The following is a 20,274-nucleotide window of genomic DNA, read 5'->3' as shown; positions in this document are numbered from 1 at the left end:
GCCGGGAGGAGGCCGGAATGCGGCTGGTGGAAATAAAGGGCGCCGGGGGACCGGAGGTGCTCGCGATCGTCGACGGGCCGGAGCCTCAACCGAAACCCGGCGAGGTGCTGATCCGGGTAATCGCGGCCGGGGTCAACCGGCCGGATGTCCAGCAGCGGCGCGGCCTCTATCCGCCGCCGCCCGACGCCTCGCCGATCCCGGGGCTGGATGTCGCAGGCGAGATTGCCGCCATCGGTGAAGGCGTTACCGGCCTCAGCGTCGGCGATCCCGTCTCAGCGCTCGTCAATGGCGGCGGCTATGCCGAGTTCTGCACCGTTCCGGCGCTGCAATGCATGACGGTGCCGCGCGGCCTGACCTTCATCGAGGCGGCCTCGCTGCCGGAGGTCTATTTCACCGCCTGGAACAATGTCATCTGGCTCGCCCGGCTGGCGGACGGCGAAAGCCTGCTGGTGCAGGGCGGCACCAGCGGCGTCGGCATGGCGGCGATCCAGATTGCCCGCAAGCTCCGCAATGCCACCGTGTTCGCCACCGCCGGCAGCGCGGAAAAACTGGCCGTCTGCGAAGAGATCGGCGCGCAGCATGCCGTCAGCTATCGCGGCGACTGGGCCGAAGAGTTGCGCGCGCTCACCGACGGCTTCGACGTCATTCTCGATGCCCAGGCCGGGTCCTATACGCAGAAACAGCTCGATCTTCTCAGGCCCGATGGCCGGTTGGTGTTCATCGCCAGCCACCAGGGCGAGACGGCCGAGGTCAATATCCGCGCGATCGTGCGCCGCCGGCTGACGCTGACCGGCTCGACGCTGCGCCCGCGCACCGCCGAATACAAGGGCCGGATCGCGGCCGAGCTGATGCGCGACGTCTGGCCGCTTCTCGAAAGCGGCGAAATCCGCACCCGCATCCACAAGGTCTTCGCCTTCGATGATGTCCGCGCCGCCCATGAACTGATGGACAGCAATGAACAGATCGGCAAGGTCGTGCTCGCCATTGATGGGGCCCGCGCCGCAACGGCGCCGTTCGAAAGAGGAGAAAACTGATGCTCACGGTCGATCATGCTCGCGATCTTGCAGACCATGCCGGGGAACGGCTCGGCCATTCCGAATGGGTGGCGGTGACACAAGACGCGATTTCGGAGTTCGCGCGGCTGACCGGCGACGACCACTGGATCCATGTCGATGTCGATCGCGCGGCCCGGGAGATGCCGGGCGGCAAGACCATCGCCCACGGTCTCTATCTCGTCAGCCTGATGCCCCACCTGCAGCGCGATATCTACCGGATCGAACATCGCGGGCGCGGGCTCAACTACGGCTATGACCGGATGCGCTTCGTGATGCCGGTGCCGGTCGGTAGCCGCATCCGGCTGGCGCTGACGCTGGTGGAAGCCGAGGCGCATCCGAAGGGCACGAGGATCGTCAACGACACGGTGATCGAGCTTGAGGGGGCAGAGCGCCCGGCGATCGTCGCGCGCCATATCCTGCTGATCGAAGACCCGGCGGGGGAGGGCGCATGAGCGAGGAAGGCGGACTGATCGCCGCAATTCTTGGCCATGCCGACACCCGGCCGGAGGATACGGCGCTTATCTGCAATGGCGAGACCGCAAGCTGGGGGCAGTTGCGGGGCGATGTTCTGGCAACAGCAGGCGCGCTTTCGGCTCATGGCGATGTTGGTCGGGTCGCGCTTCTGGGCACGGCCGATATCGGGCTCGTCACCGCCTATCTCGCCATCATCGCCGCCGGCGGATGCGCCGTGCCGCTGCCGGCCTCGGCCCATCCCGATGCACTTGCCGGCATGTTGGCCGATTGCGAGCCGGCGCTGGTGTTCGTTGAGGAGGGCTATGCCGGGTTGGTGCCCGAGGCCTATGCCGGGCGCGTCGTCCGGCTCGATGCCGATGTGGCGGGCAGCGTGCCGGCGGACTTCCGCAACGAGGCGCCGCCCCTTGCCGCGCCCGTCACCGCCGATCCCGATGCGCCGTTCAACATCATCTATTCCTCCGGCACGACCGGGCGGGCCAAGGGCATCGTCCATCCCCACCGGATGCGCTACCGCCAGGCGGCGCGCACGCTGTTCGGGCTCGACGCCGGCTCCACCATGCTGCTCGCCACCCCGCTTTATTCCAACACCACGCTGATGCCGATGCTGTCGGCGCTCCATCACGGGGCCCGCGTGGCGCTGATGCAGAAATTCGACGCCGAACGGTACCTCGAACTCGCCGAAAGCCTCGGCGCTACCCACACCATGCTGGTGCCGGTACAATACCAGCGCATCCTCGCGGCAGACAGTTTCGGCAAACGCGATCTCTCCGCCTTCAGGGTCAAGCAGAGCACCGGCGCGCCGCTGCCGGCCGCCGCCAAGCGCGCGATCCTCGATCATTGGCCGGGCGATTTCTTCGAGGTCTACGGGCTGACGGAGGGCGGCTGCACCGCGATCCTCGATGCCGCGCGCCATCCCGACAAGGCCCATACCGTGGGAAAACCCGCCGCCGGCAACACGATCCGCATCATAGACGACGATGGCAACGACGTCAGACAAGGCGAACGCGGCGAGATCATCGGCCGCTCGGCGATGATGATGTCCGGCTATTTCCGCAATGACGAGGCCAACCGCGCCTTCTACTGGCACGATCGCGACGGCACGCTCTATCACCGCACCGGCGATATCGGCATGTTCGACGAAGACGGGTTCCTGGTCCTGCTCGACCGCAAGAAGGACATGATCATTTCCGGCGGCTTCAACATCTACGCCTCGGATCTGGAAGAGAAACTGCTTTCCCATCCCGGCGTGCTGGAAGCCGCCGTGATCGCGATCCCGAGCGACAAATGGGGCGAGACGCCGCTCGGCTTCGTGGTTGCGAAGAATGGCGCGGCGCTCGAACCGCAGGCGCTCCGCGACTGGGTCAACCAACGGCTCGGACGGATGCAGAAGATTGCCGCCGTCGAAATCCGCGATGCGCTGCCGCGCAATTCGGGCGGCAAGGTGCTGAAGCAGGAACTCAGGAAACCCTATTGGGAGAAGCGTGCATGAGCGACGACACATTGCCGGTCCGTCCCCGCGTCGCCGTCATCACCGGGGCCAGCGGCGGCATCGGCCGGGCGACCGCGGAGCGGCTGGCGGCGCTGGGCGCGACGATCGTGATCGGCTTTCACGGCAATCGCGAAAAGGCCGAAGCGCTGGCGGCGTCCCTGCCGGGCGAGGGTCACATGGCGCTCCGGATCGCAATCGAGGAGGCCGACAGTATCGCGGAGGCCGCCGCCGACGTGGAGGCGCATTTCGGCGCAATCGACCTGCTGGTCAACAATGGCGGCGCCACCGAAGTCGTGCCGGCGGGTGATCTCGACGGGCTCACCGACGAGTTGTTCGACCGGATCACGCAGGTGAACCTGCGCGGCCCGTTCGCCATGGTCCGCGCCTTCCGCCCGCTTCTGTCGCGCGGGAAAGACGCAGCCGTCGTCAACGTGTCCTCGATTGCGGCGCGCACCGGGGTGGGCAGCAACCTTGCCTATTGCGCGGCCAAGGCCGGGCTCGATTCGCTCACCATCGGCCTTGCCAAGGCGCTCGCGCCGGAAATCCGGGTGTTCTCGGTCTCGCCCGCCGGGGTCGATACCGGTTTCGTGCCGGGCCGCCCGCGCGAACGGCTGGAGGCGATGGCAAAAACGCTGCCGCTTGCCAGGATCACCACGCCGGACGATGTCGCCCGGGCAATCATCGCCTGCGCCTGCCTGCTGACGAGTTCCACCGGCATCGTCGTCCCGGTCGATGAGGGCAGGCATCTGTAGGGCAACGATCCAGCCGGAATCGGGCCGCATAGCCCGCCAATCTTCTCGCCCCGGAGGGGAGAGATGTCGCGACAGCGACAGTGAGGGGGGAGTCTACCCCCACAAAAGCCCTTACGATTTGACGTACTGCTTCACCCTCTTTTCGGCGTATCTCTCCCGCAGGCGCCGCAAGCACGCGGAGCAAGGCCGCAAAGCCCTCACGCTTCGCCCGAACCGACACTGGCCTCCGCCGCGCCGAGCCCATGCGGATCGTCCGCCATCGGCCAGATGTCGCGTGGCGCGTGCTTATAGGCGGTGAGCGCGGGATTGTTGGGATAGGGCGTACCGGCCGAGCAGTAGATGATCTCTCTGGAAATCCGCGAGAACGCCGCGTGGAAATGATTGGTCGATTTGATGACCAGAATGTCCTTTTTGAGCGGATCGATCCCCATCACTGAGAACAGCGAGGGGTCGTAGCTTTGCGCGCGCACGGTGTTGAGGATGATCTCGATGCCGTCGAGCCTCACCGTCACCGCCGGGCCGAACGGCACGATACTGTCGCCGAAGCGCATTTCGGCGTGCGGGTTGATGTTTTCGACCCGGACGATGCCATCGATCGGCGCGCCGGTGCCCGGCGCCGATTTCGCCCCGATGCGCAGCGGGATCTCCGCGCCTTCGCCGGCGGCCATGGCGATGCTGACGGCGACCGGATCCCAGATCGTGCCGACCGCGGTATTGGTCGCACCCTGGCGCAGCAGTTCGGCCAGCACCACAGTGGCGTCGCCCGCCGTGCCGCCGCCGGGATTGTCCCACATATCGGCGATCACCACGGGATGGTTTTCCGAACGCAGCGCCTGGCGCACGGCCTGGCGCTCGTCGATCTCCGGCATGCGGAAGGTGCCGCGCTTTTCGAAAAGCGCCATGCCGAGTTCGCGCGCCAGCCGGGCACCCTTTGCCGGATTGCCATTGGTGACCGCGATCATTTTCGTGCCCATTTCCGGCACGTCGCCCGCCATGAAGCCGTGGATCACCGACAGCGACAGGATATCCGGATCAGCCTTTTCCAGCGAGATCAGCCGGTCGACGAAGCCGCGCATCGGATCGCGCGAGGTCGGATAGACGTCGATCATGCGACAGTCGAACACCGACATCACCGGCTTCACCCGGCCTTCCAGCGTATCGAGCGCGATCCGCCACAGATCGCCCGCGCGCTCGACGAAATCGGTATGGGGGAATTCCTTGAAGGCGACGAAGAAATCGGCGGCCGCCACCCGTTTGGCGGTCAGGTGGCTGTGCGGGTCGAGCTCGGCGCAGACCAGCACGTCCGGCCCGACCATGTCCCTTATGCGCGACAGCAGATCGCCCTCGGGATCGGGGTAGCCGGCGGCCACCATCGCCCCGTGCAGGCCAAGCACCACGGCATCGACCGGCAGGGCGGCCTTCAACTGATCGAGGATTTCGTCGCGCAGGCCCTCATAGGCCTGGCGGTTGACAAGGCCGGCGGGATCGGCCCAGGCGGCGCTGCCCTCGATCAGCTCGAAATTCCGCGCACGCGCAAACGCGCGGCCGACCGTGATCGGCGCGGTGCAGAGCGTCGGCGTTGCCGGATGTTGGCCGGGCGGGGCGTAAAACGAGGCGATGAAGGCCGAGCGATCGATGCAGATCGGCGAGAACGTGTTGGACTCGGTTGCCAGCGCCGCCGTGAATATCCGCATTTTCCGTTCCTCCCTGCCGCCCGTCAGTGTCCGATCAAAACGGATGCGGCAGGTAGCCGGTAAAGCCGGCGATCTTCCAGCGGCCGTCCTCGCGCCGACAGTAATAAAGCGTCTGCCAGTTCATGCTGTCAAATCCGCCATCGGCCCGTTTGATGCCGCCATCGAATTTCTTGCGCACCAGCGCGCCGTCGCCGGAAATCTCGATCTGTTCCAGTCGTGTGGCGTTGAAGATCGCGGCGCGCGGATCGTCGGCATATTGGCCGCTGGCGAATGCCCGCGCCTGGCGCAGCCATTCATCGCGGTAATGATCGAGATCGGGGAAGCCGAGCCGCCAGTCGTCCGGATGCCTGTTCTTTCCGGCATCGATCGCGAAGAAACCGATCGTGACGAAATCATCGGCGACCATCGACCAGTCGGCGGCGAGAAAGGCGTCGATATCGCGCGGCACCAGCATGTCCCAGATCGCGCGCCGGTCTTGGTCGGAGAAAGGGTTGGCGAAAGGATCACGCATTTGAGCCGCTTGTCTAATTGTCTAAATTTTTTTCGTAAATGGGGATTTTCTCTAGCCAGAAGACCGTTTTTATGGTGCCATGTCAACGAATAAAGAAAATAATTTGCATAACCCGACCATCCTGAAACCTTCGGTTTTGGGATAAGCTGGCGTAGATTCGGGGATGGCCCGCGCCGGTAAAGGGAGAGTGTCGCAGGACATGGATATTTTCGCGGTTCTACAGGAACAGCAGGCCCAGTTTTCGCAGGCCGAAAGGCGCATCTGCGATATCCTGCTCAACGAGTTCGATTTCGCGGTCAATGCCTCGATTGTGGAGCTCGCCGAGCGCGCCGGGGTTTCGGCGCCGACGGTGACCCGTTTCTGCCGGCGACTGTCGTGCCAGAACTTCGCCGATTTCAAGGTTCAGCTCGCCAAGACCGCCTATGTCGGGGTGCGCTATCTCAACCCGGAGGCCAGAAGCTCCGGCGCATCCGAAGTTGCCGCCGATGTCATCACCAAGGCGCAGAACGCATTGTTCCTGATGCATCGCGCGCTCGATCTCGACGCGGTCGAGAAGGCGTCGGCCATGATCGCCGATGCACGAATGATCTATGCCTTCGGCGCGGGCGGCAATTCTTCGATGATCGCCTCGGAACTGCAGAACCGGCTGTTCAGGCTCGGCAAGCAGATCACCGCCAGCGCAGACCATTCGATGCAACTGATGATGACGGCCGCCGCCGATGCCGGGGACGTGATCGTCGGCTCCTCGTTTTCGGGCCGCAACCACGAGCTTGCCCGCACGCTCGAGATCGCCAGCAGGGCGGGGCTGAAGACGGTGGCGCTGACCCAGAGCGACAGCGTTGTCGCCAGGGCCGCCGATTGCGTCATCGGCATCGACCTGCCGGAGGGGGAAAACATCTTCCGCCCGACTTCGACCCGCTTTGCCTATATGGCGGCAATCGACATTCTCGCCAATCTGGTCGCCTACCGCACCCGCGACCATGCCGCCGTCACGCTCCGCAACATCAAAACCCAACTCGTCCTTCACCGCGACAAGGAAGACAGTCAGCTTCTCGGCGACTGATTTTTTTCGCGCGGCAACACCGAACCGACACATGCTTAAAAAGAGGGGTCCATGACCAACGCCGCGTCCAGTTCCGCATTCCGTCTCGAAAACTCATGGCGTCCGGTGGCAGGCGATCCGACCGGGGCCTTCGATTTCCGCCTCGTCAATCTCTCCGACGCGCCGATTTCCGGGTTTTCGCTCGCCTATACCTCGCTCACCCGCGTGAGCGGCGCCTCGGTGTTCGAAAATGCCGTTTTCGTGCAGCGCAATGCCAATTATCACGCATTCCGGGCCCCGGACGACCTTGTGCTTCAGCCCGGCGAATCCTGGGAATTCTCGGTGATCGGGCTGACGCGCCCGGCCAAGCACCGCACCGACGGCGCCAAGTCCGCTTTCCTGATCCTTGAGGGCGATCGCTATGTCGACGTCGCCTGCGACGACCTGATGCTGGCCGGCGGCGTGGCCGAACGCCCGCGACCGCTGCTGCCGGACGGAAAATGCGATGAGCCCTGGTTCATCCTGCCCTGGCCGGCGTCGCTCGCGCTCGAACCGGGGGAGACGCCGCCGGTAGCGCTCTATCCCGCCGGTGGCACCGCCCTTGAGGCTCTGAAGTCGGTCGATGCCGTGATTTCGCTGTTTGCGCGGCTGTTTGAAGGCGGGCATGTGCCGTTCAGCCTCGCGCCTGTCGAAGGCGGCAGGGCGGTGACGTTCGCGACCGATACGAGCATGGGAAAAGAATCCTATTCGATCCGCTTCGGCGACAGGATCGCGATCCGCGCGGCGACCGCCACCGGCCGGCAATACGCGCTGACCGTTCTGGCGCAGATGCTGTCCGCCGCCCGCGAAAAAGGCTCGGCCTTCCGGTTCCCGGCCTCCGGCACGATCGACGACGCGCCGCGCTATGGCTGGCGCGGCACCCATCTCGATGTCTCGCGGCAATTCTACCAGACCGCCGATGTGCTGCGCCTCCTCGATATCCTCGCCTGGCACCGGATGAACATCTTCCACTGGCACCTGACCGATGACGAGGCCTGGCGGCTGGAGATCAGGGCCTATCCGGAACTCACCGAAATCGGCGCCACCCGCGCGCCGGGAACGAAAATGCCGCCGCAGCTCGGCAATGGCGCCGAACCGGTCCGGGGCTTCTACACCCAGGACGATGTCCGCGCCGTGGTCGCGCATGCGGCCTCGCTCGGTATCGAGATCATTCCGGAAGTCGATATCCCCGGCCACGCGACCGCGGCGCTTGCCGCCCTCCCGGAACTTGCCGACGGGCAGGAAGCGCCGGAGAGCTATCACTCGGTGCAGGGCTTTCCGAACAATGCGCTGAACCCGGCGATCGAGGAAACCTATGTGTTCCTCGGCACGGTGTTCGACGAGATGGTCGCGCTGTTCCCAGCCCGCTACATCCATATCGGCGGCGACGAGGTGGCCGGCAACACCTGGCTCGCCTCGCCGCTTGCCCGGGCGCTGATGGAGAAGGAAGGGATCGACGGCACGTTCGGGCTGCAGTCCTATTTCATGAAGCGCATCCAGACCATGCTCGCCGAGCGCGGCAGGACGCTTGCCGGCTGGGACGAGGTCTCCCATGGCGGCGGGGTTGCGCGCGAGGGCACGCTGCTGATGGCGTGGCAGAAGCCCGAGGTCGGCATCGCGCTCGCGAAGGACGGCTATGATGTGGTGATGACGCCCGGTCAGGCCTATTACCTCGACATGGTGCAGGACGAGGCGTTTCAGGAGCCGGGCGCAAGCTGGGCCGGCACCGTGCCGCCCGAGCACAGCTATCATTACGAGGCCGAGGGCGATTTCCCCGAGGAGCTGAAGCAGAAGATGCGCGGCGTCCAGTCCTGCATCTGGAGCGAGCACTTCCTGTCGCGCGGCTATTTCAACCATCTCGTGTTCCCGCGGATCTCGGCGGTCGCCGAGGCCGGGTGGACGCCGAAGGCGAACAAGAACTGGCTGCGGTTTGCAGCCCTTGCCCCCGCAAGCCCGAAACTGTGAGGCCATCATGACATTCAGGATCGCCGTCGGCGGTATCCACACCGAGTGTTCAACCGGCAACCCGGCGCTGATGCAGGCGGAAAATTTCCGGGTTCTCGCCGGAGACGACCTGGCGCAGGCAGATTATTTCAGCTTCCTGCGGGACGCGGGCAATGTCGAAATCCTGCCGCTGCTCCATGCTCGCGCCGTGCCCGGCGGCCCGGTCTCGGCCAAAACCTATCAGGCCTTCAAGGCCGATTTCCTGGAGCGGTTGCAGGCAAGCCTGCCGCTCGACGGGCTCTATCTCGCCATGCATGGCGCGATGAATGTCGAAGGCATGGACGATGCCGAGGCTGACTGGATCTCGGCGGCGCGCGAAACGGTGGGCGAGGATTGCCCGATCGCCGTCTCCTACGATCTCCACGGCAATGTCAGCCAGACGATCATCGACCGGATCGACATATTCGCCGGCTATCGCACCGCGCCGCATATCGATGTGCGCGAGACCATGGTCAGGGCATATTCGATGCTGGTGAAAGCGCTGGAAGCCGGGGTCCGCCCCGGCGTGATCTGGGCGCCCGTTCCGGTGCTGCTGCCGGGCGAGCGGACCTCGACCGAGGACGAGCCAGCCGCCTCGCTCTACCGCGGGCTTCCCGAGATCGACGCCCGCGAGGGCATATGGGACGCCAATCTGATGGTCGGCTATGTCTGGGCCGACGAGCCGCGCGCAACCGCTTGCGCCGTGGTGACGGCGACCGATTGGGTCGCGGCGGAAAAGGCGGCGGCGGAAATCGCGCTGTCCTACTGGAACGCCCGCGACGATTTTTCCTTCGGGCCCGTTACGGGGCCGCTGGACGAGATGCTCGACATTGCGGAAAAGGCGGACACGAAACCGGTCATCCTTGCCGATTCCGGCGACAATCCCACCGGCGGCGGCGTTGGCGACCGCGCCGATGTGCTGGTGGCGCTGATCGAACGCGGTTTCGACGATGCCCTGATCGCCGGCATTGCCGACCGTCCTGCCGTGGAAGAGTGCTTTGCGGCCGGCGAAGGCGCGGTCCTCGACCTGTTCATCGGCGGAACGCTCGATGAAAATAGCCCTTCGGCGACCGCGACAGCCAGGATTATCCGCCTCGATGATCCGGCAGGCGACGACGAGCGGCAGGCCGTGGTCGTGGCCGGCGGCATCACCATCGTGCTTTCCGCAAGACGGCGTCCCTACCACACTATCGAGGATTTTTCCCGGCTCGGGCTCGATCCGAAGGCGGTGCGGCTGCTGGTGGTCAAGTCCGGCTATCTGTCGCCCGCGTTGGCACCCATCGCCAACCCGAACCTGATGGCGCTCACCGATGGGGCCGTCAATCAGGATATCGCGTCCCTGCCCAATCTCAGGCGGCACACGCCATGCTATCCGTTCCAGCGCGATTTCGGCTATGTGCCGAAACCGCGCCCCTCGAAGCGGTGGGGAGCGGCGCATGATGCCGGCGCGTGAGGCTTTCGCCGGGGGCCGATCACGGATATTGATTCCGGCCCGCCAATGCCTCCTTTCCGACGGCTCGAAACGCTCATGCCCGACACATTCTCGCTCATCCTGAAAAACCCGGCGATCCGTATTTCCTCGGCGGGTATTTTCTTTTTTGGCACCGCCGGTGCTGCAACCTCTCCCTATCTCTCGGTCATCGGCATTCAGGAGCTCGGCATGAGCGACCGGGCCTATGCGCTGGTGATGGCGCTGGGCGCGCTGATCTCGGTGGCGGCAAGCGTTCTGATCGGCAACCTTACCGACCGGCTCGGCAGCTACCGGCTGACGCTGGTTCTGTGCGGCATGGCGGGGGTGGCGGGCTTCGCGGGCGTCTATTTCCTGCCTTCGATCGCAAGCTTCGCGCTGGCGAAGGTGATGTTCATTCCGCTGTTCACGGCGCTCTACCCGCTGCTGTTCGCCAATGTCCGCACCGAAACGGCAAACCGCCCCTCGGCGGAAGTGGCGTCGATCAATTCCGGCGTCAGGGCGGTTCTGTCGCTGTCCTGGGTGCTGGTGCCGGGCGTGGTCGGCGTCGCGCTCGCCGAAAGCCGCGACATGCTGCCCGCCTTTCTGTTCGCCGGCATCGCTGCCCTGGTCTGCGTTCTGCTGTTTACCTTCGGCATGGCAAAGCCGGACAAGGCGCTCCGGGTGCGGCCGACGGAGCCCTTTTTCAGGGCGTTCTCGGCGTTTTCGGGCAGCGGCCTGTGGCTGCGGCTGCTGGCGGTCTCGCTGATCACCGCCATGCTGCATATGAACGCCGCGGTGCTGCCGCTGATCGTGACCGATCAGGCCGGCGGCGCGGTTGCCGATGTCGGCGTGCTCGTCGGCATCGTCGCCGCCCTCGAGATCGTGTTCATCATCGGCTGGGGCTATGCCGAACGTTATGTTCCGCAGCTTGCGATCTTCGTTATCGGTACGGTGATCTACGCGCTCTATCTGTTCCTGCTCGGCCATATCACCGCGGTCTGGCAGGCCTATGCGCTGACCGGGATCGCCGGCCTCGGGGCGGCGGCGATCATCTCGATCCCGGTGACCTATCTGCAGAACCTGATCGCCCACAAGGCCGGCCTCGCCGCCTCGCTGATCTCGGTCAACATGTTCGCCAGCGCCGGCATCGCGGCCGCGCAGTTCGCGCTCGGCACAAGGGTGACCGATTACGCCGGAACCGCTATCCTTTCCGCAGCCGCCGGTTTTGCCGGCGGGCTGCTGGTGTTTTATCTCGACCGGAGACGTTCATGACCACGCTTCTCGAAATCTGTGTCGGCGATGTCGGCGGGCTTGAAACGGCGGTGGAGGCCGGCGCCGACCGGATCGAGCTTTGCGCCTCGCTCGACCAGGGCGGGCTGACACCGTCGGCCGGGCTGATCGAGGTCGCGGCGGCAGCGCCGGTGCCCGTTCACGTCCTGATCCGCCCGCGCGCCGGCGGCTTCGTCTATACCGCGCGGGAATTCGAGACGATGCTGCGCGATATCGCCTTTTGCCGGAGGGCGGGTGTTGCCGGCGTGGTGATCGGCGCGCTCGACCGCCATCACGATCTCGACGCGGACGGCCTTGCGACCCTTGTCGGGGCGGCCAGGGGCATGGATATCACCCTGCACCGGGCCTTCGACCTGACCCGCGATCCGTTCGCGGCCCTCGAAACGGCGGTCGCGCTCGGCATCCCGCGCATCCTGACCTCCGGGCAGGAGCAGCGCGCCAGCGAGGGCCGCGATCTGATCGCGGTATTGGCGGAGGCGGCAGGGGAACGGATTTCGCTGATGCCGGGCGGCGGGCTCAACGCCGAAAATGCCCAACTGTTTCTGGCGATCCCCGGCGTGCGCGAACTGCACGCCTCCTGCAAGACGCGCTATCAGGCCGAGGCATTGAAGCTCCAGGGATTTGACAGCGCCGCGCCCGGGCGCACCGACGCCACGGCGATCCGGGCGATGAAGGCGGCGATGGTATGAGCCTTCTGGCGCTTCTGCCTCAGACAGTTGACAAAGTTCTTACCAGGCCCATTCGTCATCCCGGCCTTGAGCCGGGATCCAGGGCCACACGTGGTGAGCTGAGTAAAGAGCTTTTGCGCTCAAGGACTTGCGCTTACTGGATTCCGCCTGATTGCGAACTCCTCTATCGCGTCAGGCCCCGGGCATCCACGGGCCACTCGGTGATCTCGCCATCGGCCATAACCCAGATCGCATCATGCAGGTTGGTAACCGGGCAGACATGGTTGGGCACGACCCGCAGCCGCTCGCCGATTTCGGGCTTGGCGGCCGAGTTCGACAGGTCGACCATGCCGTGTTCCTCGCTCAGCCGGTCGATCACGGCATCGGGATAGGCGCGGATCAGGCCATGGCCGGGACCGCCCTTGCCGGCGGGATCGCTGGTCAGCGATTTCGAACCGGCATCGATGACCGCGCGATTTTCCTCCGGGCGGCTGACCACGGTGACGATCACATCGAATGCGCAATCGGCAAGGCTCGCATGGCCGGCGCCGAGCATCATCCGGTCGTTGTAGATATAGGTCCCGACCCGAAGCTCATCGATCACGCCAAGCGCGTGGACGCTGAACGCATCCGGCGTGCCGCCGCCGGAAACCATCGGGATCGCGATCCCTGCGTCATCGAAGGCTGCGCGGGCGGCGTTGACGAAGGCGACGGTCTGCCGGTTTGCCGGATAGGTCATCAGCCCGGCAAAGGTCAGCTGCGGCGTATCCATGATCTTGCGGGCGAGCGCCAGCGCATCCTCGACCCGGACCACGCCAGTGCGTTTCGCGCCGCTGTCGAATTCGACGAGAACGCCGATCGGGTATCCGGCGATCGCGGCCGCCTCGGCGACGTTGGCGAGCGCCGTTTCGCTGTCGATCGCGACCGTCATCTTCACCCGCGCGGCAAGGGAAGCGAGCCGTTTCTGCTTGCCGATCAGCGGATAGGAAATCAGGATATCGTCGATCCCGGCATCGGCCATCACTTCGGCTTCGCCCAGTTTCTGGCAGGTGATGCCGCGCGCGCCCAGCGCCAGCTGGCGCCTGGCCATGGCAATGCTCTTGTGGGTCTTGATGTGGGGCCGGAGCGCAATCCCGTGGCGGTCGCAATAATCCTGCATCCGCCTCAGATTGGCGTCGACCACGGCAAGATCGACAAGCGGCGCCGGGGTTTGGAGGTCTTCAAACGTCACATCGGTTCCTTTCAGCGATCTTCCAGCGTCAGTTCGCGCGCCATCGCCAGATTGCCGGCCATCAGGCCGCCATCGACCGGCAGCGTCACGCCGGAGATGAAGCCGGCATCGTCGGAGGCAAGGAAGGTCACGGCCTTTGCGATGTCACAGGGGGTAGCGACGCGGCCGAGCGGGTACCATCGGGTCAGTCCGTCCAGCACGTCGGGTTTCTGGGCGATCCGGGCATCCCAGGCCGGCGTCCGCACCGTGCCCGGGCAGATGATGTTGGCGCGGATATTGTGCGCGCCGTATTCGGTCGCCATGGTGCGCGTCAGGCTTTCAAGCCCGGCCTTGGCGGCGCTGTAGGCCGGCTGGCCGAGCGTGGTCAACCCGTTGACCGAGCCGATCACCACGATCGCGCCATGGCGGGCCGCCTTCATGCCGTCGATCACCGCGCGCACGGTGTTGAACGTGCCGGCGAGATTGTCGGCGACATCCTGGCGGAAACTCTCCGGCGTGGTCTTGTCGAGCGTTGGCGAGACACCGCCGACAAAGGCATTGGCGACGACGATATCGACCGGGCCAAGCGGGCCGCTCGCCGCGTCGACGGCAGCCTTGAAGGCGTCATAATCGGTGATGCTGGCCGCAGCGCCCGCGACGGCGTGTCCCTCGGCCCGGAAAGCCGCGACCGCTTCTTCCACCTTGTCGGCGCGGATATCCGAGATGATGACGGCGGCGCCTTCGTTCAGAAAATCCCTCACAACCGCCGTGCCGACACCGCCGACGCCGCCCGTGACGAGCGCGACCCGCCCTTCAAGTCGTTTCATCCGGTTTTCCTTCCGGTTCGGGTTGGTTTACCGATGCATAGCCGATGGATTGCCGCTGCGAAAGTCTTCGTTGGGGGCGGAGGGAACACAGGCTGCCGCGTTGCGTGGCGCAGGTTTTTTGTGTCAGGACTGTGCCAGGGGCTTCGGCCCGTTCTGCACATCGGAGAAAGGCCACATCATATGAGCACGATCGAGCATCTTCACGCAGCCGGCGGGGCCAGCAATCCCGCACCCTTAAGCCCTGCCGTCCGGGCCGGCGATTTCGTGTTCGTGTCCGGCCAGGTGCCGACGCTCGCCGATGGCTCGGTCGTGGCCCATGATGTCGAGACCCAGACCGCGCAGGTGATGCGCAATATCGAGGAAGCGCTGAAACTGGCCGGCTGCGAACTCTCCGATATCTGCAAGACCACGGTGTGGCTGCACGACGCCCGCGATTTCGCCCGGTTCAACAAGGCCTATTCGGCGTTTTTCGAACAGGGCAAATTCCCGGCCCGCTCGACAACCGAAGCGCGGCTGATGATCAATATCCTGGTCGAGATCGAGGCGGTGGCCTACAAGCCGGTTTGATTGGGGCCGGTTTGATTTGGGCCGGTTTGCGTGGGTAAGAGGGCATTTGGGCGTTGTCGGTTGGGAGCTGGAATGGCTTTCGGTCCGGCTTTCCCGTTTCGTTGGGATGCTGATTGATCTTGTTGAGCCGGCAGCCATCGATCTCCCCCCTCAAGGGTGGAGATTGCGAGCGGCGGCGTTTCCGCCCAATTCTACGTCCCGTTGAAACGGGTAATGCGTAAAAGGGATGTTGTGGCATGGCGAACAAAGCTCAAGTTTAAACCGGACAGTAGCGGGCTTGGCCGAGCGTGACGCCGAGTAGGTGGTTTCCCGGATTTCTCCTTCCGAACGAAACCACTGGCGTCTCCGCGCACCCGATACATCACAGAAACCTTGGTTATCCTTCAAATCTATTCACTGTTTTTATGGCGGAAACGCTGCTAGATCGGGATTTTCGGATGGTTTGAGGGGCAGATGCGCGCGCAATCGGACACCACCCAGAACATGACCAGCATCATGGTCGCCGGCGGGCTCGTGCTGGCGCTTTCCTTCGGGGTGCGCTCGGTGCTGGGCGGTGTGATCGAGCCGCTGTCCAACGATCTGTTCGGCGGACGGCTGGAAATCTTTTCGATCTCGATCGCGATCCAGAACCTGGTGTGGGGGCTTGCCCAGCCGTTCTTCGGCATGCTCGCCGACAAATACGGCGACCGGCGCGCGATGTGGCTCGGCTTTGCCTTCTACGTGCTCGGCATGGGCATTTCGATCATCGGCACCACGCCCTTTGCCCAGCATATGGGCGCGGGCGTGCTGGTCGGCATGGGCATTTCCGGCACCGCCTTCGGCACGGTGCTTGCCGTCGTCGGCCGCGCCGCGCCGCCGGAAAAGCGCGGCTTCTATCTCGGCGTCGCCTCTGCCACCGGCTCGGCCGGACAGGCGCTGCTGCCGCTGCTCGTCGCCTTCCTGATCGCCCATTTCGACTGGCGCACGACGATGGCCGTCCTGACGGCGCTGCTGGTGCCGATGGCCTTTGCGATCCCGTTCCTCAAGGTCAAGCAGGCAGGCGGCGCAAGCGCTCCGCCGCCGATCGACCTGCCGCAGACGCTGCGCCAGGCCTTCGGCCATACCAGCTTCCTGATGCTGGGGCTCGGCTTTTTCGTTTGCGGCTTTCACCTCGCCTTCATCACCGCTCACCTGCCGACCTATGTGCAGAATTTCTGCGCCGGCACCGGCATGTCGCCCTCGCAATTGCGCGGCCTCGGCCTGCAGGCGCTGGCGCTGGCGGGTTTCGGCAATATCTTCGGCACGCTCGCCGCCTCGAAACTCGGCAATATCTTTGCCAAGCCGCATGTGCTGGCGGCGATCTATGCGCTCCGGGCCGTGGTGATCCTGGTCTTCATCTGGCTGCCGCTGACGCCCGCCTCGGTGCTGATCTTCGGCATGATGATGGGCGGGCTCTGGCTGTCCACCGTGCCGCTCACCAGCGGGCTGATCGTGGCGATGTTCGGCCCGCGCGCCATGGGCACGCTGTTCGGCTTCGTGTTCCTGAGCCACCAGATCGGCGGTTTTGCCGGCGTCTGGCTCGGCGGCGCGTGGTTCGACCGCTACGGCAATTACGACATGATCTGGTATGCCGCGATCATTCTCGGTCTGGTCTCGGCGCTGGTGCATCTGACGGTGCGCGAGCGCCCGGCCCCGGCTTTCGCCTGAAACCCGGCCCCGCCCTTGAGACTCCGCCCCCTTTAAGATCTCGGCCCCTTTTAAGACTTCGGCCCGCTTTTAAGACTTCGGAAAGCATAACCGGCTAATCTGCCCAGGCTCCGGCGAGAACGGAGGCGCTTGCTTTATTTCCGCCGGACTCTTTTCGCGGATTCGCCAAGCGTCTATGTTTTGAAGGGGCGCGATTCGGCAATCGGCCGGATCTTCATGAACATGAAATGCCTTGGGGCGGATCCGTTTGTAAAAACGGCGCGGCTCCGACAATGGCGACGCCAGCGGCAGCGCGGCCCGCCGGAATGACGGATGGATTGATGGGCCGGGGCGGCACTCACAACAACAAGCGGTATCGTCGCGTCGGGCGGCAGGGTCTGAGCCTGCTTCTGGCCGGCACCGCCCTGTCGCTGACGGCCGCCTCAGCCTTTGCGGCCGAAACCGCGCCGCCGATGCTGTCCTCGCGCGAGGTCATGGCGCTTGCGACCTTTGGCGGGGTGCTGGCCGCCACCGTGCTGTCCACCCTCTGGTTCATGCGCCTGCGCGGCCGCACCGAGGCCGAAAACCATCGCCTTTCCGCCGAGCTCGAGGCCGAGCGCGAGCGGATTTCCAACCTCAAGGCGCTGAATGCGGAGAAAAACCGCCGCATCATTTTCTGGGAAGGTCCAGACAGCGCGCCGGAATTTCTGGGCGCCCTGCCGGACGAGGCCGGGGCTCCGGAAGATGACCACGCCTTTCTGGCGTTTTCCGAGTGGCTGTCGCCGGGCAGCACCAGGCAGGTCGATGCCGCCGTGGCCGCGCTGCGCAGCCGCGCCAAGGCCTTTGAAATGCTGGCCGAAACCAAAGGCGGCTATGTGCTGGAAGTGATCGGCGGCACCACCGGCGGACGCGCCCATGTGCGCTTCGGCGCGCTGGAATCGCTGCGCGCGGAGCTCGCCGAACTGAAGCTCGAGCACAAGCGCGCCAAAGCCGCGCTTTCGCGGTTCGAGACGCTGCTGAACGGCATCGACGCGCCGGCCTGGCAGCGCGATGGCGAAGGCCGGCTGATCTGGGTGAACCGCGCCTATAGCGCCGCCGTCGAGGCGAAGGACGCCGATGACGCGCTTTGCGAAAACCGCATGCTGCTGTCGGCCGCCACCCAGGACAAGCTTGACGGCAAGATCAGGGCCGGCGAGGCTTTCAAGGGCCGTCAGCCCGTGGTGACCGCCGGCGAACGCGCCTTTTACGACCTGATCGAGGTGCCGACCGGCGATGGCTCGGCAGGGCTTGCGACCGACGTCTCCGCGTTGCAGGCCGCCGAAACGGCGCTGGAGCAGACGCTTGAAAGCCATGCCGATACGCTCAACCACCTCAATACCGCGGTCGCGATCTTCGATGCCGACCGGCGGCTGAAATTCTACAATCAGGCGTTCGAGAAACTCTGGAAGCTCGATATGGGCTTTCTCGAAAGCCATCCCGACAATGGCGAGCTGTTCGAGCGGCTGCGCGCCGATGGCAAGCTGCCGGAGCCGCATCTGTGGCGCGAATGGAAGGACAAGGCGCTTTCGGTCTATCATTCGGTCGCGCCCTATAACGACCTCTGGTACCTGCCGAGCGGCGAGACGCTGAGCGTGTTCGCCTCCGCCCATCCGCGCGGCGGCACCACCTGGGTGTTTGAAAACCACACCGAGCAGGTGGCGCTCAAGACCCGCTACAACACGCTGGTCAAGGTCCAGGGCGAGACTATCGACCATCTGTCCGAAGGGGTCGCGGTGTTCGGGCCGGACGGGCGGCTGAAGCTCTCCAACCCGGCGTTTCTCGGCCTGTGGCGGATCGGCGAGAACGAGGCCGAGCCCGGCACCCATATCCGTTCGCTGATGCAGATTGCCGAAAAGGACGAGGGCGCGGCCAGGGGCTGGCGGCTGTTTGCGCGGATGATCACATCATTCGACGACGAGCGCGTTTCGCGCCAGGGCCGGCTGGAGCTTTCCTCCGGCGTGGTGCTCGATTACGCGGTGACGCCGCTGCCCAACGCCCAGACCATGCTGACCTTCGTCAACAAGACAGATTCGGTCAATGTCGAGCGCGCGCTGACGGAGAAGAACGACGCGCTGCGCAAGGCCGAGGAACTCAAGAACGCGTTCCTGGAACACGTCTCCCACGAGTTGCGCACGCCGCTGACCTCGATCATGGGCTTTGCCGAACTGCTGAAATCGTCGGAGATCGGACCGCTGACGGCGCGCCAGAGCAATTATGTCGATCACATCGCCAATTCCTCCTCGGTGCTGATGACGATCGTCAACGACATGATCGACCTGAAATCGGCCGATGCCGGCATCCTCCAGCTTGAGCGCGACCGGATGTCGCTCGACGATCTGATCGATTCGGTCGCCGACGATATTTCGAGCCGGCTGCAAGAGACCGGGGTGACGCTGGAAATCACCGCGCCGCCGAAGCTCGGCGAGATCACCGCCGATTTCCAGCGGTTGAAACAGGTGCTGCTGAAGATCCTCGGCAACGCCATCCGTTACGCGCCGCGCGGCTCGATCATCGCGCTGTCGTGCTGGCGGGAAGATGGCGATTTCGTCTTCACCGTCACCGATAGCGGCCCCGGCATCAGTGACGACGCGCTCGAAAACGTGTTCTCCCGCTTCGAATCGGGCGGCCGGCAGGCGCAATATGCCGGCGCCGGCCTTGGCCTTGCGATCGTCGAGAGCTTCGTCGGCCTCCATCACGGCAAGATCTTCATCGATTCCGAAGCCGGCGCCGGCACCACCGTTTCCTGCCGGATTCCCGATGCCGTCGGCGAGAAGGGTTCCGCCGACATCATCGCGGCCGAATGAGCAGTGTCTTTCTCCCCGATGAAGCTGCCACCATCGCCTTTGCCGGGCGCCTCGCGCCGCTTCTGATCGCCGGCGACTGCCTGCTGCTCGATGGCGATCTCGGCATGGGCAAGTCGACCTTCGCCCGGGCGCTGATCCGCGCCCGCCTCGGCGATCCGGCGCTTGAGGTGCCGAGCCCGACCTTCACGCTGGTCCAGATCTATGACGGCGCGCCGCCGCTCTGGCATTTCGACCTCTATCGGCTTTCCGACCCCGACGAACTGATCGAACTCGGCATCGACGAGGCGCTGGCAGAGGCGATCAGCCTGATCGAATGGCCGGATCGGGGTGAAGGGGTGCTTCCAAGGGACGCTTTGCGGCTGACTTTTGCCGAGGAAGGCGCGGGGCGGCGGGTACGGCTTTCCGGCCGGCGGGTGGGGGAACTGGCGGCGGCGCTGTAGGTGGGCTGAAAGGCCCTGATTTTCCTCCATGTCAGTGTGATGAGGAAATGCCGTCTCCCCTCACCCGGCGCATCCGCGCCACCCTCTCCCCTCCGGGGCGAGGGGGAACCATGCAGCTCTCTCAGAGATAAGTGGAAAGGCCGAGCCTCGACGGCTTCCCCTTCTCCCCTTGGGGAGAAGGTGGCCGAAGGCCGGATGAGGGAACGGCGCTTGCGTCCCGGCACCATGCTTCGTAAAACCTCAACAGCGAAGCAGGGAGCGATTAGGTGGCGCAA

At 65.0% G+C, this 20,274-nt stretch carries 17 protein-coding genes; 13 read left to right on the top strand and 4 right to left on the bottom strand.

Annotation, left to right across the window (positions count from 1 at the left end; genetic code table 11):
• The first annotated feature begins 17 nt into the window (after positions 1–17).
• From HQ843_RS04960 to HQ843_RS04945, 4 genes are read left to right on the top strand one after another with little or no spacing between them, the layout of a single operon-like run.
• Positions 18–1,034 carry an NAD(P)H-quinone oxidoreductase gene (locus HQ843_RS04960; RefSeq protein WP_180899564.1) on the top strand — a complete coding sequence of 339 codons (1,017 nt, stop codon included), beginning with the start codon at positions 18–20 and terminating at the stop codon, positions 1,032–1,034.
• Positions 1,034–1,507 (top strand): MaoC family dehydratase, encoded by a 474-nt coding sequence (locus HQ843_RS04955; protein WP_180899565.1) that lies wholly within the window; start codon positions 1,034–1,036, stop codon positions 1,505–1,507. The genes HQ843_RS04960 and HQ843_RS04955 overlap by 1 nt, the downstream gene beginning before the upstream one ends.
• On the top strand, positions 1,504–3,018 hold the full coding sequence (locus HQ843_RS04950; protein WP_180899566.1) for a class I adenylate-forming enzyme family protein: 1,515 nt from the start codon (positions 1,504–1,506) through the stop codon (positions 3,016–3,018). Before HQ843_RS04955 ends, HQ843_RS04950 begins: the two co-directional genes overlap by 4 nt.
• Complete coding sequence (locus HQ843_RS04945; RefSeq protein ID WP_180899567.1) at positions 3,015–3,770, top strand: SDR family NAD(P)-dependent oxidoreductase; 756 nt, start codon at positions 3,015–3,017, stop codon at positions 3,768–3,770. The genes HQ843_RS04950 and HQ843_RS04945 overlap by 4 nt, the downstream gene beginning before the upstream one ends.
• A gap of 197 nt (positions 3,771–3,967) precedes the next feature.
• Here the strand turns inward: HQ843_RS04945 and HQ843_RS04940 are convergent, their stop codons facing one another.
• Both HQ843_RS04940 and HQ843_RS04935 read right to left on the bottom strand, forming a co-directional pair.
• On the bottom strand, positions 3,968–5,464 hold the full coding sequence (locus HQ843_RS04940; protein ID WP_180899568.1) for a M81 family metallopeptidase: 1,497 nt from the start codon (positions 5,462–5,464) through the stop codon (positions 3,968–3,970).
• A gap of 34 nt (positions 5,465–5,498) precedes the next feature.
• Positions 5,499–5,975 (bottom strand): hypothetical protein, encoded by a 477-nt coding sequence (locus tag HQ843_RS04935; RefSeq protein WP_180899569.1) that lies wholly within the window; start codon positions 5,973–5,975, stop codon positions 5,499–5,501.
• A 199-nt stretch (positions 5,976–6,174) separates the two neighbouring features.
• Here HQ843_RS04935 and HQ843_RS04930 point away from each other — a divergent pair, with 199 nt between their 5' ends.
• The 5 genes from HQ843_RS04930 (at position 6,175) to HQ843_RS04910 (ending at position 12,468) form a co-directional block, all read left to right on the top strand.
• Positions 6,175–7,038: a MurR/RpiR family transcriptional regulator gene (locus tag HQ843_RS04930; RefSeq protein ID WP_180899570.1), complete on the top strand. Its 864-nt coding sequence runs from the start codon at positions 6,175–6,177 to the stop codon at positions 7,036–7,038.
• A 51-nt stretch (positions 7,039–7,089) separates the two neighbouring features.
• The gene (locus HQ843_RS04925) at positions 7,090–9,021 is read left to right on the top strand and encodes a beta-N-acetylhexosaminidase (RefSeq protein WP_180899571.1); all 1,932 of its coding nucleotides are present in this window, start codon (positions 7,090–7,092) and stop codon (positions 9,019–9,021) included.
• Positions 9,022–9,028: 7 nt separating this feature from the next.
• On the top strand, positions 9,029–10,492 hold the full coding sequence (locus tag HQ843_RS04920) for a M81 family metallopeptidase (RefSeq protein WP_180899572.1): 1,464 nt from the start codon (positions 9,029–9,031) through the stop codon (positions 10,490–10,492).
• A 75-nt stretch (positions 10,493–10,567) separates the two neighbouring features.
• Positions 10,568–11,761: an MFS transporter gene (locus tag HQ843_RS04915; protein ID WP_180899573.1), complete on the top strand. Its 1,194-nt coding sequence runs from the start codon at positions 10,568–10,570 to the stop codon at positions 11,759–11,761.
• Positions 11,758–12,468, top strand: coding sequence for a copper homeostasis protein CutC (locus tag HQ843_RS04910; RefSeq protein WP_180899574.1), 711 nt, complete (start codon positions 11,758–11,760; stop codon positions 12,466–12,468). The genes HQ843_RS04915 and HQ843_RS04910 overlap by 4 nt, the downstream gene beginning before the upstream one ends.
• A gap of 163 nt (positions 12,469–12,631) precedes the next feature.
• On the opposite strand, the gene HQ843_RS04905 is transcribed toward HQ843_RS04910, so the two are convergent.
• Positions 12,632–13,678: an alanine racemase gene (locus HQ843_RS04905; protein WP_180899575.1), complete on the bottom strand. Its 1,047-nt coding sequence runs from the start codon at positions 13,676–13,678 to the stop codon at positions 12,632–12,634.
• 11 nt (positions 13,679–13,689) lie between these two features.
• Entirely contained in the window at positions 13,690–14,484 is a 795-nt protein-coding gene (locus tag HQ843_RS04900; RefSeq protein WP_180899576.1) for an SDR family oxidoreductase, read from the bottom strand.
• A gap of 180 nt (positions 14,485–14,664) precedes the next feature.
• Between HQ843_RS04900 and HQ843_RS04895 the strand changes: the two genes are divergently transcribed.
• From HQ843_RS04895 to tsaE, 4 genes are all read left to right on the top strand, one after another.
• The gene (locus HQ843_RS04895) at positions 14,665–15,051 is read left to right on the top strand and encodes a RidA family protein (protein ID WP_180899577.1); all 387 of its coding nucleotides are present in this window, start codon (positions 14,665–14,667) and stop codon (positions 15,049–15,051) included.
• Between the two features lie 453 nt (positions 15,052–15,504).
• Entirely contained in the window at positions 15,505–16,737 is a 1,233-nt protein-coding gene (locus tag HQ843_RS04890; protein ID WP_180899578.1) for an MFS transporter, read from the top strand.
• Between the two features lie 320 nt (positions 16,738–17,057).
• Positions 17,058–19,559, top strand: a complete 2,502-nt coding sequence (locus HQ843_RS04885; protein WP_180902315.1) for a PAS domain-containing sensor histidine kinase — start codon at positions 17,058–17,060, stop codon at positions 19,557–19,559.
• Positions 19,556–19,999 (top strand): tRNA (adenosine(37)-N6)-threonylcarbamoyltransferase complex ATPase subunit type 1 TsaE, encoded by a 444-nt coding sequence (tsaE, locus tag HQ843_RS04880; protein WP_180899579.1) that lies wholly within the window; start codon positions 19,556–19,558, stop codon positions 19,997–19,999. Before HQ843_RS04885 ends, tsaE begins: the two co-directional genes overlap by 4 nt.
• Positions 20,000–20,274: the final 275 nt, after the last annotated feature.

Source organism: Martelella sp. NC20 (genome assembly GCF_013459645.1).
Lineage (GTDB): Bacteria > Pseudomonadota > Alphaproteobacteria > Rhizobiales > Rhizobiaceae > Martelella.
This window is presented reverse-complemented; position numbering and strand designations above follow the sequence as displayed.